Genomic DNA, 13,765 nt, shown 5'->3' with positions numbered 1-13,765 from the left:
CTCCCCCGCCCTCTCCCTGAAGGGAGAGGGAGCCGTCCGTGCCGGCCGATGCCATGGATTCCCCCTGCACCGATCAGGCCCCTCTCCCTTCGGAGCGGGGCGCGCAGCCAGGGTTAGGGAAAGGGAAATACACGCACAGACTGCCAGATGAAGACAGTTGCTTCCTACGCGCGATCTGGGCGCGCCTCCAGCATGAACTCGATGAACGCCCGCACCCGCGACGGCACGTGGCGCGCATGGGGGTAGATCAGCAGGAAGGGCCGCGTCGTCTGCCCGTAGTCCTTCAGTACCTCCACCAGCGCGCCTCGTTCGAGTTCTTCCTGCACGGTGAAGCGGTAGGCCTGCATCAACCCGCCGCCGCACTTGGCCAGGGTCGCGGTGGCCAGGTAGTCCTCCAGCACGGTGACGCTGCCGGGCGTCTCGATCTCCACCGCCTTGCCGTTGATACGGAAGGTCCAGGGCACACGCCGCCCGGTGCTGGGCAGCTCGAACTGGATGCATTCGTGCCCGGCCAGGTCCTCCGGCGTTTGCGGCGTACCGGCACGCGCCAGGTAGTCCGGCGTGGCCACCACCACCTCCTCCGCGTCTTCCAGGTGTCGCGCCACCAGGCTGGAATCCGCCGGGTCGCGGCCGCGGATCGCCAGGTCGAAGCCCTCATTGGCGAAGTCGATGTTGCGGTTGCTGACGTGCACGTCCACCTGTACTTGCGGGTAGCGCCGGCGAAACGCCGGCAGCCGCGGGAACAGCCGGTAATGCGCATAGGGCGTGGGTACGCTGATGCGCAGGCGCCCGGCGGCGATGCTCTGCCCGCCGCTGACGGCACGCTCGGCGTCCACCAGTTGGGTCAGCGCCTGCCGGCATTGCTCGAAGTAACTGCGGCCGTCGTCGGTCAGGCGCATCTGCCGGGTGGTGCGGACGAACAGGCGCACGCCCAGGCGCTCTTCCAGCCGCGCCACCGAGCGGCTCACCGCGGCGGGCGTGATGCCCGCCTCGTTGGCGGCCGCCGTGAAGCTGCCGGTTTCCGCCGCCAGGCAGAACAGCTCGATGCTGCCCAGTTGCAGGTCGTCGAAGTGGCGGGTCATGGGGCGGCTCGATTGATTACATGAGGTATCAATTCAAATGCCATGCGCCTCATTTTTCAAGCCGCTGTTGCAGCCTAGATTCACCTCCACGACGCGGGCACCCCGCCCCGCCTCACTTCGGAGACATCACCATGAGCAAGACCGTCATCGTCACCGGCGCCTCCAGCGGCCTCGGCTTCGCCATCGCCCGCGCCTACCTGGAGCGCGGCTACAACGTGGTCGGCAACGCCCGCACCCAGGCGCGCCTGGACGAAGCCGCCGCCCGCCTGGGCAACCCGCACAACTTCCTCGCCGTGGCCGGCGACATCGCCCGGGCGGACACCGCCAAGCGACTGTTCGCCCAGGCCATCGAGGCCTTCGGCAAGGTGGACATCCTGATCAACAATGCCGGCATCTTCATTCCCAAGCCGGTCACCGAGTACACCGAGGACGAGGTCAACGCCATCGTCGGCACCAACCTGATGGGCTTCTTCTACCCCTCCCAGGCGGCCGCGCAGCACATGGCCGCCAACGGCTCGGGGCACATCGTCAGCATCACCGCCTCCATCGCCCTGCAGCCCAACGTGAAGGTCCCGGCACTGCTGCCGGTGCTGATCAAGGGCGGCCTGAACAGCGCAGTGCGCGGCCTGGCCCTGGAGCTGGCCGCCTCCCACGTGCAGGTCAACGCGGTGGCGCCGGGGATCATCGAGACCCCGCTGCACGCCGATGACGAAGGCACCCGCGCCTTCCTGCGCGGCCTGTCGCCCAGTGGCACGATCGGCTCCCCCCAGGACATCGTCGACGCCGTGCTATACCTCACCGACTCGACCTTCGTCAGCGGAACCATCCTCAACGTCGACGGTGGCTCCACCACCGGCGTCTTCTAACCCTGACCACCCTGAAACGGAGAACCGCCATGCCCTACGTGAACATCCAGGTGACCGACGAAGGCGTGACCGCCGACGAGCGCCGCCAGCTCATCGAAGGCGTCACCGAACTGCTGGAGCGCGTCCTGCGCAAGCCGCCCGCGAGCACCTTCGTGGTGATCCAGGAGATCCCCACCGACAGCTGGGGCGTCGGCGGCGAAACCGTGAAGGCGCTGCGCGCCAGGCAGAAAGCCGGCAGCTGACGCAGCGGGCACGCCGGGGGCCGCACGACGCCTCCGGCGCTTGCCATGCACCAAGCTGGTGCTGATAGGATCGCAAGGCTTATCCGCACCCATCGACAACCGAGGCATGGAATGCTCGCCGCGCTCAAGCGTTATCCGCTACAGGTCAACCTGCTGCTCAGCGGCGCTTTCCTGCTCACCCTGGGGCGCGCCATCACCCTGCCCTATCTGGTGATCTACCTTTCCACCCAGTTCGGCCTCCCCGTCAACCACATCGGCCTGGTCATGGGTGGCGCGCTGTTCGGCGGCTCGCTGCTCAGCCTGTACGGCGGCTTCCTGATCGACCGCCTGCCCGGCTTCCGCCTGATCCTGGGCTTCGGCAGCTGCTTCGTCGCGGCCTTCGCCGGCATGCTGCTGACCCACCAGCTGTGGCTGTTCTTCCTGTTCCTGCTGGGCTTCAACTTCGCCTATTCGGTCACAGACGTGGTGGTGAAGACCATCTTCGGCCGACTGCTGCCGGCCGGCGAACAGGGCCGCGCGTTTTCCATCCGCTACACGCTGATCAACCTCGCCTACGCCATTGGCCCCTTCATCGGCGCCGGCCTCGCGCACTGGAGCCTGCACCTGCCGTTCGTGCTCTCGGCGAGCCTGGGCATAGTGTTCCTGCTGGCCTTCGCCCGCTATGGCGACCGCAACATGCGCCCGGCCGAAGGCGTGGCGCCGCCCTCCTTCCTCGCGGTGATGGGCGTGTTGGCCAAGGACCACCGGCTGATGTTCTTCACCATCGGCGGGGTGCTCACCGCCGTGGTGTTCGGCCAGTTTTCCGCCTACCTCTCGCAATACCTGGTGGCCACCGGTACGGCGGAGTACGCCTATCAGGTGATCCAGACGCTGCTGGGGGTCAACGCGGTGACGGTGATCGCCCTGCAGTACCTGCTGGGCAAGCGCATCGGCAATGCGCACCTGCAACGCTGGCTGATCGTCGGCCTGGGGCTGTTCGTGCTGGGCATCGTCGGCTTCGGCCTGTCCCACAGCCTGGTGCACTGGGGCCTGGCGATGGTGGTGTTCACCCTGGGCGAGATCATCGTGATCCCGGCGGAATACATGTTCATCGACCGCATCGCGCCGCCGCACCTGCGCGGCGTGTACTACGGCACGCAGAACCTGGCCAACCTGGGCGGTGCTTTCGGGCCGATCCTGGTGGGCTACTTCCTCGCGCTGTTCGCGCCGCACTGGGTGTTCGTCATGCTCAGCGCCTTCATCGTCGGCGGCGGGGTGTTCTACGTGCTTGGCTCGCGGCTCAGCCAACGCCAGGCCGACGGGGGTTGACCTCAAGTCCGCTTGAACCGGGATGCTGGTTGCCTCGACTGACGCGAAGGAACCCGCCATGCCCTGCACCCTTGCCCTTTTCACCCTTGCCATCGGCCTGGGCGCCACGCTGCTGATGGACGGCTGGGCCCTCCTGCGCCGCCACCTGCTGGGCGTGCCGGCGCTGGACTATGCCCTGGTCGGCCGCTGGGTAGGGCACATGCCGCGCGGCCAGTTCCGCCACACCGCCATCGGCAAGGCCGCGCCGGTGGCCGGCGAACGCGCGCTGGGCTGGGCGATCCACTACCTGACCGGCATCGTCTTCGCCGCCGCCCTGGTCACCTTCACCGGCAGCGACTGGCTGTGGCAGCCCACGCTGTTGCCGGCGCTGCTGCTGGGCGTGGGCACGGTGGCGCTGCCGTTCCTGCTGATGCAGCCGGCACTGGGCCTGGGCATCGCCGCAGCGAAAACCGCCAACCCGGCCAGGGCGCGCCTGCACAGCCTGATCACCCATGCGATCTTCGGCCTGGGCCTGTACCTGACGGCGAGGTTGCTCGCAGCCTTGACCTGAACTCCCTGAACCGGCGCCTTCTGGGCTACCCTTTCTGCACGACCGAGAGCAGGAAAGCCCAAGGATGAGCCGAATCGTCATAGCCGACCCACACCCGTTCATGCTCGCCGCCCTGAATCGACGCCTGGTGGATGCCGGGCACGAGGTGGTCGGCGAGGCCAGCGATGGCCGCGAAGCGCTGGAGCTGGTGAAACGCCTGCACCCCGACCTGCTGCTTTTCGAGCTGGACCTGCCGCGCCTGGGCGGCCTGGAATTGCTGCGGCGCCTACACCGCGACTGGCCGCAGCAGAAGACCCTGGTCTTCACCCATCTGCCCGCGGCGCACTACCAGGGCATGTGCCTGGAGGCCGGCGCGCGTGGCTTCGTCCACAAGAGTGACCGCCCGGAAGAGCTGGACGATGCCGTGCGCCTGGTGCTCGGCGGGCGCAGCGTGTTTCCTGCCCAGGCGCCGCACGCGGCCAGCGAGGCGGCTGGCAGCGACGAACACATTACCCCGCGCGAACTGACGGTGCTGCAGTACCTGTCCCAGGGCTTCCGGGTCAAGGACATCGCCGAGGAACTGGCGATCAGCGACCGCACCGTCAGCACCTACAAGGCGCGCCTGCTGGAGAAGACCCAGACCGACTCGCTGGTGGACCTGGTGCAGGCCGCCAAGGTCAAGGGCCTGCTCAACAACAGCGTGATGGAAGGCCTGGCGCAGAAACCCACGGCGCCGGCGAGCAAGTCCGAGGACCTCGCGCGGCTGCTGGACATTCTGCCCAACCCCGTCAGCCTCTGGAGCCGCGAGGGCAAATTGCTGGCGTGCAATCCCGAGTTTCTCGCCCTGCACGAAGGCAGCGAGGAAGAGTTGCTCGGCTCGCCGATCTTCAAGCTCGGGCTGGTGGCCGAGGAAGACGTCGCCCAGGCTCGCCGCGTCTTCCTCTCCGGCGCCGCCGGCAACGAGCCCTTCACCCTGATCACCAACGCCACCGTGCGCGGCGAACAACGGATCGTCCGGCTGATTGCCGTGCCGCTGCAGGAGGACAACGGCCACCCCATCGGCGTGCTCGTTTCCTTCGTCGACATCACCGAGCACGAGCGCGATGTGGAACGCCTGCAGCAGGAGAACGCCTACCTGGACAGCCTTCGCACCTCACGCTCGCGCTATCTGGAGCAAGGCTTCAACGACCTGCTCAAGGAAGCCCGCCAGTTGCAGAGCCTGCTCCCCGAGACCAGCCAGCGAACACCGACCCTGGTCGATATCGCCAAAGGCGTCGACCGGATCGAGGAAAACCTGGTAATCCTGCGCGAACTGCTGCGCACCGAGTCCAACAGCGAGCCCACCGTTCCGCAGGTTTACGAGCTCAACCAACTGACCGCCAGCCTGCTCACCCACGTCGCACTACAGCCCACCGAGACGCCGCACTTCGCCTGGATCGACCCCGCGCGCTACCGCAACATGCTCAAGGCGTTGCAGTTCTCCCTGGAGCGCTCCGCACTGAAGCTTCGCGAGGCGCAGGCCAGCGTGGAGAACCTGCCCCATGGCGAACTGATCTGGCGCCTGCAGTTCATGCTGCTCCCGCAGGACAACCTGGCCGAGCGCCTGGCCGACTTTGTACAGCGCCCCAGCATGCAACTGGTGCGGATGATCTGCGAGTTGTTCAACGGCCAGTTCCAACCCGGCCGTGCGGACGAGCCGGCCAGCGCCGGATTGATCCAGCTCAAACTCGTTCGAAGTAGTTCCCCGCACTAGTGCTGGCACTACACGGCTTTCAGGCGCCCACGATGGGGACGCCGCCCGCCTGATCCGATGCTTGCCCCATAGCCCTCTCGCTATGGAGCAGCATCATGAAATTCCTACCCTCGCACACCCAACCCCACACCTCCTGCCCCAGCCACCTGCGCGTCCTGTGCATTGCCGTGGCGCTGGGCAGCGCCGGCCTGCCGCTGACGATCATGGCCAGCGACGCCCTGCCCCAAGGCGGCAGCGTCGTCTCCGGCAGCGGCAGCATCACCCAGAACGGCGCCGAGATGACGGTGAACACCCAGGGCGCGCGCACCGCAATCAACTGGCAGCGCTTCAACGTCGGCCCGGACAACAAGATCACCTTCAACCAACCCGACGGCAAATCCGTCACCCTCAACCGCGTCATCGGCAGCGACCCGTCGAAAATCTACGGCGCGGTCACGTCCAACGGCCAGCTGATCCTGGTCAACCCCAACGGCGTGTGGATCGGCCCCAAAGCCCACATCAGTTCCAGCGCCCTGGTGGCCAGCGCCGGCTTCCTCACCGAGGAACAGGCCAAGCAGTTCGCCGAGACCGGCAAGCTGGATATCCAGCTCACCGGCAACGTCACCAACCAGGGCCGCATCACCGTGCACGACAATGGCATGGTCGCCCTGCTCGGCGCCCAGGTGAACAACGCCGGCGTCATCCAGGCACGCAAGGGCATGGTGCAACTGGCCACCGGCCCGCAGGCGACCCTGGACTTCCACGGTGACGGCCTGCTGAACATCGCCGTGAGCGGCGAGCCGGGTGAACCCGGCAGCGTCGATTCCAGCGTGACCGGCGGCGTGCACAACAGCGGCGAGATCGATGTGGGCAATGGCACCGTGGCCATGAGCGCCGCCCGCGCCGCCAAACACCTGGACTCGGTGATCAACGTGGGCGGCAACGTCGTGGCCGACTCCGTCTCCACGGACGGCGGCACCATCGTGCTAGGCAACTCCGCGCAGACCAACGTCACCGGCAACCTCAGCGCCAAAGGCGTCAATGGCGGCCAGATCAAGGCCCTGGGCGACGAGGTGAACATTGCAGGCTCCGCCAAACTCGATGCCAGCGGCACTCAAGGAGCTGGCGGCAAGGTACTGGTGGGCGGCAGCTACCAGGGCCAAGGGCCCGAGCAAGCGGCCAGGAACACCACGGTCGCCAAGGGCGCACAGCTGAAAGCTGACGGCAAGACCGATGGCGGCCAAGTGGTGGTCTGGAGCGACGGGAAGACCCATTTCGCTGGGAGCATAAGCGCCCAGGGTGGCCAGAAAGGTGGTGATGTAGAGACCTCAGGGAAACAGTTGACCATTGCTCACGAGGCACAGGTGAACGCTTCCGGCGGCAAGCAGCCTGGCAAATGGCTCCTCGACCCCGATACGGTGACAGTCGATAGCAGTGGCAACCCCGACACAGTCTCAGCATCGGCAATCGTCGCCGGACTTAGAAACAACGATGTGGAAATCACGGCGACCAACCGCATCAACGTGAATGAGGCCATTGTGGCCCAGGATGCGGGCTATCACGTGCTGAAACTGATGGCCAACGGCACGGCCGCGCCCCTCTCCGTCTATGACGATTCTCAGAGCCCCTTCAACGCCGCTAAGCGTAACGACAGTGGCTCGGTCTACATCAACGCGCCGATCCTTCTCAAGAATGGACATCTGTTCATCCTCGCTACGGGCGACGTTGTGCTCAAGAACAACACTCCTGGCGCGACCGGTGATGCTGGTTACATGGGCCGGGCGATCATCGACGTCAGTGACGGTACGATCTGGATCAAGACCTCCAACAGCGCCTCAGTCCTTCAGGATCAAGGCACCGCGCTGATCGGCAAGAACGTCGCCGTCCAAGGTTCCAGTGTGCTGCTCGACAGCCATCTGAACTACGCCGGCACGCTGGCCGGCAAGGCTACCAACGGCAAGTTCATCTACAACCAGACTTCCAATGGGCCGGTGAACACCGGCAAGGTGCAGATCTCCCAGGACGGGATCACTCAGAGCATGGACGGCGTTACCTCCGAGACGCTTTCCAAAGTCGGCGAACAGACGATCTGGGAGCCTGAAGGCCGCGTGACCCATACTCTTACCCTCGGAGACGGAACACAGTTCCAATATCTCGTTTTCGAGGCGCTTGGATATGTCAAAAAGCAAACCGGGGAGCCTGTTGCCGGAGACACCAAGAACAATGACTACTGGGTCAGCGACCTGACCTTCTACAACCCAAGCACCGGCGACACCTGGAAGATCGGCACTGATAATTCCAACGGCCAGATTGTCGTCACCCGCAACGGCCAACCGACTACCGAATTACCTCCCGGCTTCAGCTTTGGAACCAACCAGGGAGCCGTTAGTACTTCGCAAGAAGGTATCGGTGTCATTGGAGGGTCTGGCGACCAGAACAATCCGAATGCCTCGAACTCGATCAACAGAAATGGTGTGACAGGCCAGAGCGATCAACTGATCGTCGATCTTGGCGCCTCGACTTCCTCCGTCGACGCAAACCTCACCGAGCTGAGGAATAAGGGCAACGAATACCAGGCAGGGAAAATCACCTTCCTTGGCGGCAAAGACACCACCAACAGTGGTGGCGTGCAGCTGGGCAACCAGACGAGCACCCTTCAAGGCCAGGTACAGGACGCTCATCGCGAGTATGGCGATCAGAACCCGACCTTTAGTGCATCTGTTGCACCTGCCGGCGGCAACTCGGACGCTTTTGCTGTCGACCAATTCGTGGATAGACAACTGGGCCAGGATCGCTTCGCTGTCACCCCCTCCACCGCCGCTACCGAGCACTCCAATGTCGGTACGTACACAGTCGACGGCAAGCTGAATCCTGAAGGAATTATGGCTGACCGGCACCAGGCTTCAATCAGTGCCGGCACACTCACGGTTACTCCCGCTGAGCTGACAGTGCGGGCAGACAACCAAACTAAGACCTATGGCGACAAGGACAATGAGTTCACCTACAGCGTGGACGGAGCCAAGCTGGGACAAGACGGTAAAGACTTGCTCAACGATGGCAAATTGAGCCGTGAGACCGGTGAGAATGTGAGACCTGGTGGCTATGGTATTAACCAGGGAGACCTAGACCTGAACAACGGTTTGGGTGGCAATTACACCTTGAAATTCATCGATGGCCGATTGGAGATTGTGCCAGCAGATCTATTATTAGTCGCCGGTAGTGGGAGTTACGTCTATGACGGCACCACTCACAAAATAGTTAATTACGATGTTAGTGGTCTGAGAAATGGCGATACCATTTATGCCGAGGTTAATGGCGAAGGTCGAAATGTCGGCGCATACGAAACTTTCATTTCAAATGTAATGTTGAGTAACGGGACTCTTTCCAACTACAACATTCATATCAGAAATGGCGTTTTGGAAATAACCCCGGCGCCGTTAACGATTACCGCTGGAAGTGGGAAGTATTCCTATGACGGAAAGCACCATACTGATTCTTCATTCACTGTTCAAGGCTTGGTAGCTGGTGATGCTGTTGGGAATGTACTTTTCGACCCCAGTAGCGGCGGCTTGAATGCTGGGGTTTATGACAACGCCATTGAGTCGGCCGGTGTTTATAGCGGTGGAATGGATGTTGCCTCGAATTACATGATTACCTTTGTTAAAGGAAAAATCACTATCGTACCTGCTGACTTGACAATCAAAGCAAACGATACTGGTAAAATTTATGGAGGCGAAGATCCTGGGCTGACTTGGACTGTTTCTGGACTGGTCGATGGGGATAGCCTTAGTGGTGCCCTGGCCCGTCAGGCGGGAGAAAACGTCGGTAAGTACGATATCACCCAAGGCTCGTTGGGTTTGGCTGGAGACCAAGCGCAAAACTACATTCTGCATTTCGTCAATGGCACGTTCACGGTGAGCCCCGCCACCCTCACAGTTGAAGCGGATGGCAAAACTAAGTTTTATGGAGATTTCGATCCTGAGTTGACCTATAAGGTCTCTGGCCTCAAGGGGACTGACCAGGAAAGCGATGTACTTCACGGCAATGTCGTCAGGCAACCAGGTGAAAATGCAGGGACATATTCCATTGACAAAGGCACCTTAGGTCTCAATGACGGTATTGGCCAGAACTACATCCTTGAATACAAGGCAGGTAAATTTGTCATTACTCCGGTCACACTGACTGCCCAGGCGAACTCTCAAACCAAGGTGTATGGTGAGATCGATCCCACACTCTCTTATACCGTTTCCGGACTAAAAGGCACCGACAAAGAAGGTGACGTCCTGCAGGGGAGTCTCGCTCGGCAATCCGGGGAGAATGTTGGGAGCTATGGTATTCAACAGGGAAGTGTCGGCCTGAAGGATGGCGCTGCTGGTAACTACGTACTTACCTTTGTTGACAACCAGCTTGCAATTACCCCGGCCACTCTGAAAGTCAAAGCTGATGATCAGACTAAGGTATATGGCGAGGCTGATCCTAAACTGTCCCATGTAATCTCCGGGCTCAAATATGATGATACCGAGGCATCCGTTCTGAAAGGTGCTCTCGGCCGAGAAGACGGTGAAGATGTCCGGGCGGGTGGCTACACCATCCACCAGGGCAGCTTGGGCTTGAACAACGGCCAAGGCAGCAACTACATCCTGGAGTTCGAGAACGGTACGCTGACTGTCACCCCTGCGAGCCTGAAAGTCACCGCCAACAACGACGGCAAGGTCTATGGCGAGCTTGATCCGACACTGACCTTCAAAGTCGATGGTCTGAAAGGCGCGGACAAAGCGACTGAGGCGTTGGCTGGCCAGCTGGTACGCCAAGCCGGCGAGGATGTGAAGGGAGGCGGCTATGCCATCGATCAGGGCACCCTGGGCCTGACCGGCAAGGCTGCGCAGAACTACATCCTGACCTACGAGAGTGGCACCTTTAATATCACCCCTGCCACTCTCATGGTGCGCGCCGATGACAAGACGAAGGTCTATGGCGAGATTGACCCGACCCTCAGCTACCAGGTCACCGGATTCAAGCATGGTGAAGACCAAGCAACTATCGTCACGGGCAACGTTGCACGCCAAGCCGGCGAAGATGTGAAGACCGGTGGCTACGCCATCGGGAAAGGCGACCTGCAGAGCACGAGCCAGAACTACATCCTGCACTACGAGGACGGCACCTTCACCATCACCCCGGCGTCGCTGCAGATCGACTTCGACGACCACTCCAAGGTCTACGGCGAGATCGATCCGTCCCTGACCTACCGGGTGAGCGGGCTGAAGAACGGCGACAGTGCTGCATCGGTCATCAGCGGCAGCGCCGGCCGCGCAGCTGGCGAGAACGTCGGAAACTACGCCATTGGCCAGGGTTCGCTGAGCTCCAACGGCAACTACATCCTGACCTTCAACGAAGGCAAGCTGGCGATCACCCCGGCCGAACTGACCGTCACCGCCGACCACAAGACCAAGGTCTACGGCGACCTCGACCCGACGCTCACCTACAGCGTCAGCGGGCTGAAGAACGGCGACAGCGCCGCCTCGGTCACCACCGGCAGCCTGGCGCGCGTCTCCGGCGAAAACGTCACGCCCGAGGGCTACGCCATTACCCAGGGCAACGTGACCCTCACCAGCGGCAACTACCGCATGGTGTTCCGCGACGGCAACCTGCAGGTCACGCCCGCGCCGCTGGAAGTCCGCGCCAATAACCAGAGCAAGGTGCAGGGCGCGGCAGACCCGGCCCTGAGTTGGAGCGTCAGCGGCCTGAAGGCCGGCGACACCGCGGCCATCGCCCAGGGCTCGCTGCAACGCGCGCCAGGTGAAGACCCTGGCACTTACGCCATCAGCCAGAACCAGGCGTTCAGCGCCGGCAACAACTACACCGTCACCTTCAAGGGCGGCGCGATGACCATCACCGGCCCGCTCGCCCCCGTGCCGCCGGAGCAACCTGGTCTGCCGCCGCTGCCGATGACCGCGCAATCCCCCGGCAACGCCCGCTGCACCGCGCTGGAGTCGCCGTCGGCGGCCTCGGCAAACTACTCGGTCTCCCCTGCCGTGGTGCGCAGCTACGCCGTGCAACTGGTGTGCAAACCGCGTTCCTACGAAGGCCAGACCAGCACCACGCCCGATATTCGTGACGTGCTCACCTACGCCAACAGCCTGTTCAAGGATGGCCACTTCATCGTCCCCGAGGCCAAGCGCAGCGTGATTCCCCACGACCTCACCCCCACTACCAAGGGAGGGAAATAGCCATGAAAGGCATTCCTTCGAAACTGCACATCCTCGCGGTGGCCGTGTGCTCCGCCCTGCTGCTGGTCCAGGCCCCGGCATTCGCCGGGCCCAAGGCCCAGCTGGACCCCGGCCGGGTGGAAATCCCGCGCCCCGATGGCACCCGCGAAAGCGCCACCCAGATGCCCTCGATCCTGCAACTGCCCGACACCGTCGTGGTGCCCGGCGTCGAGGCGCCGCCCGCCGAAATGGTGGTGAACCCCAATGACACCACCCGCTTCCAGGTGGACAAGGTGGTCATCCGCGGCACCACGCTCTACGCACCGGCCGCCTTCGCACCGCTCACCGCGAGGCTCGAGGGCCACCGGGTGACCCTCGGCGAGGTCAATGCCGTGGTCGCGCAGATCACCCAGCGCTATCGCCAGGCAGGGTTCCTGCTGGCCCGCGCCTACCTGCCCGAACAGCGCCTGGAGAATGGCGAACTGGTCATCCAGGTGTTCGAGGGCCGGGTCAACGAGGTCAAGCTGCAAGGCGACAGCAACAAGGCGGTGCAACGCTATGCCGACAACATCCGCCGCGAAGTGCCGCCGAAAAGCGCCACCATCGAGCGCAACCTGCTACTGATGAATGACCTGTCCGGCCAGCAAAGCCGCGCCACCCTGGCCGCCTCGCCGGTGGAACAGGGTACCGACCTGATCGTCGACAACCAGATTCGCAAGTACGAAGGTTTCTTCGGTTTCGACAACCGTGACAGCCGCTACTTTGGCCCCTGGCAGGTGTACGGCGGGGTCGGCGTCAACGACCTCACCGGCCATGGCGATCACCTGGGCATCCGCGCCGGGCAGTCGGTGGAAGGCGACAAGATGACCTTCTTCGAAGGCCAGTACGACCTGCCGGTAGGCGGCCAGGGCGATGTGGTGAGCTTCCTCGCCCAGCACAACGACGGCCATGCCGACACCTACTCCTTCCTCAACGCCAACAGCTCCGGCGACACCTTCGCGGTGCGCATCACCCGCCCGTGGGTCCGCCAGCGCGACCAGACCTTCAAGACCTCGGCAGCCTTCACCTGGTACAACGGCAAGTCCGAATACCTGGACGACCCGCACAATCCGCCCTCCAGCGACGACCGCATCCGCGCCATCCGCCTGGGCGCCAGCTACGACTTCTTCGATGATTTCGGTGGCAAGAACCTGGTCAAGGCCGAGCTGAGCAAGGGCCTGAAGATCATGGGCGCCAGCCAGGAGGACCGCGCCAACCCGTCCCGCGAGGGTGGCAAGACCGACTTCACCAAGCTGCAGGTGGACGCCCAGCGGCTGCAGGATCTTTCGAAAATCATGGATGGCCTGAACCTGTATGTTGCCGCCACCGCGCAGACATCGTTCGGCCAGGCGCTGCTCAGCCCCGAGCAGTTCGGCGTCGGCGGCAGCGAGTTCGGGCGCGGCTACGACCCGTCGGAAATCACCGGGGACAAGGGCTTCGCGATGAAAACCGAGCTGCAGTACAACCGCATCCACACCTTCAGGGACTACGCCGTGCCGACGCAGTACTACGCCTTCTGGGACTTCGGCAAGGTCTGGAGCGAGGATCCGAACTGGATCAGCAGCGAGAGCCTGTCGTCCACCGGCGTCGGCGCTCACCTGCAGGTCTACAAGGACACCTATGTGTCGCCGGAAGTCGCCTTCCCGTTGACCCGTTCGGTCTCGGCCAAGGAGCTCGATGACGACAACGGCAAGGCGCCGCGTTTCTACCTGAACTTCCTCAAGCTCTTCTGAGCACTCACCCGGCGGCCGGCACGGCCGG

At 63.2% G+C, this 13,765-nt stretch carries 8 protein-coding genes; 7 read left to right on the top strand and 1 reads right to left on the bottom strand.

Features of this window, described 5'->3' with window-relative positions:
• Positions 1-164: 164 nt before the first annotated feature.
• Positions 165-1,082, bottom strand: a complete 918-nt coding sequence (locus tag ACNFIA_RS16220) for a LysR family transcriptional regulator (RefSeq protein WP_416786565.1) — start codon at positions 1,080-1,082, stop codon at positions 165-167.
• A gap of 131 nt (positions 1,083-1,213) precedes the next feature.
• Here ACNFIA_RS16220 and ACNFIA_RS16215 point away from each other — a divergent pair, with 131 nt between their 5' ends.
• The 7 genes from ACNFIA_RS16215 to ACNFIA_RS16185 all read left to right on the top strand — a co-directional run bounded on the left by ACNFIA_RS16215 (position 1,214) and on the right by ACNFIA_RS16185 (position 13,737).
• On the top strand, positions 1,214-1,948 hold the full coding sequence (locus ACNFIA_RS16215; RefSeq protein ID WP_259754614.1) for an SDR family NAD(P)-dependent oxidoreductase: 735 nt from the start codon (positions 1,214-1,216) through the stop codon (positions 1,946-1,948).
• A gap of 29 nt (positions 1,949-1,977) precedes the next feature.
• Complete coding sequence (locus ACNFIA_RS16210) at positions 1,978-2,190, top strand: tautomerase family protein (RefSeq protein ID WP_259754613.1); 213 nt, start codon at positions 1,978-1,980, stop codon at positions 2,188-2,190.
• Between the two features lie 111 nt (positions 2,191-2,301).
• Positions 2,302-3,498: an MFS transporter gene (locus ACNFIA_RS16205; protein WP_416786562.1), complete on the top strand. Its 1,197-nt coding sequence runs from the start codon at positions 2,302-2,304 to the stop codon at positions 3,496-3,498.
• A gap of 58 nt (positions 3,499-3,556) precedes the next feature.
• Positions 3,557-4,048, top strand: coding sequence for a DUF2938 domain-containing protein (locus ACNFIA_RS16200; RefSeq protein WP_416786559.1), 492 nt, complete (start codon positions 3,557-3,559; stop codon positions 4,046-4,048).
• A gap of 64 nt (positions 4,049-4,112) precedes the next feature.
• Complete coding sequence (locus ACNFIA_RS16195) at positions 4,113-5,780, top strand: response regulator (protein WP_416786556.1); 1,668 nt, start codon at positions 4,113-4,115, stop codon at positions 5,778-5,780.
• A gap of 95 nt (positions 5,781-5,875) precedes the next feature.
• The gene (locus ACNFIA_RS16190) at positions 5,876-11,986 is read left to right on the top strand and encodes an MBG domain-containing protein (RefSeq protein WP_416786554.1); all 6,111 of its coding nucleotides are present in this window, start codon (positions 5,876-5,878) and stop codon (positions 11,984-11,986) included.
• Positions 11,987-11,988: 2 nt separating this feature from the next.
• Positions 11,989-13,737, top strand: a complete 1,749-nt coding sequence (locus tag ACNFIA_RS16185; RefSeq protein ID WP_416786552.1) for a ShlB/FhaC/HecB family hemolysin secretion/activation protein — start codon at positions 11,989-11,991, stop codon at positions 13,735-13,737.
• The last annotated feature ends 28 nt before the right edge of the window (positions 13,738-13,765 follow it).

The organism is Pseudomonas sp. NY15437 (assembly GCF_048068435.1).
GTDB classification, from domain to species: domain Bacteria; phylum Pseudomonadota; class Gammaproteobacteria; order Pseudomonadales; family Pseudomonadaceae; genus Pseudomonas; species Pseudomonas nitroreducens_B.
The sequence above is the reverse complement of the archived record's forward strand: the minus strand, read 5'-3'. Positions and strand labels throughout refer to the sequence as shown.

Coding starts and splice junctions, on each gene's coding strand:
- ACNFIA_RS16190 (WP_416786554.1), top strand. CDS start 5,876: ATGAAATTCCTACCCTCGCACACCCAACCCCACACCTCCTGCCCCAGC.
- ACNFIA_RS16215 (WP_259754614.1), top strand. CDS start 1,214: ATGAGCAAGACCGTCATCGTCACCGGCGCCTCCAGCGGCCTCGGCTTC.
- ACNFIA_RS16220 (WP_416786565.1), bottom strand. CDS start 1,082: ATGACCCGCCACTTCGACGACCTGCAACTGGGCAGCATCGAGCTGTTC.
- ACNFIA_RS16195 (WP_416786556.1), top strand. CDS start 4,113: ATGAGCCGAATCGTCATAGCCGACCCACACCCGTTCATGCTCGCCGCC.
- ACNFIA_RS16205 (WP_416786562.1), top strand. CDS start 2,302: ATGCTCGCCGCGCTCAAGCGTTATCCGCTACAGGTCAACCTGCTGCTC.
- ACNFIA_RS16185 (WP_416786552.1), top strand. CDS start 11,989: ATGAAAGGCATTCCTTCGAAACTGCACATCCTCGCGGTGGCCGTGTGC.
- ACNFIA_RS16200 (WP_416786559.1), top strand. CDS start 3,557: ATGCCCTGCACCCTTGCCCTTTTCACCCTTGCCATCGGCCTGGGCGCC.
- ACNFIA_RS16210 (WP_259754613.1), top strand. CDS start 1,978: ATGCCCTACGTGAACATCCAGGTGACCGACGAAGGCGTGACCGCCGAC.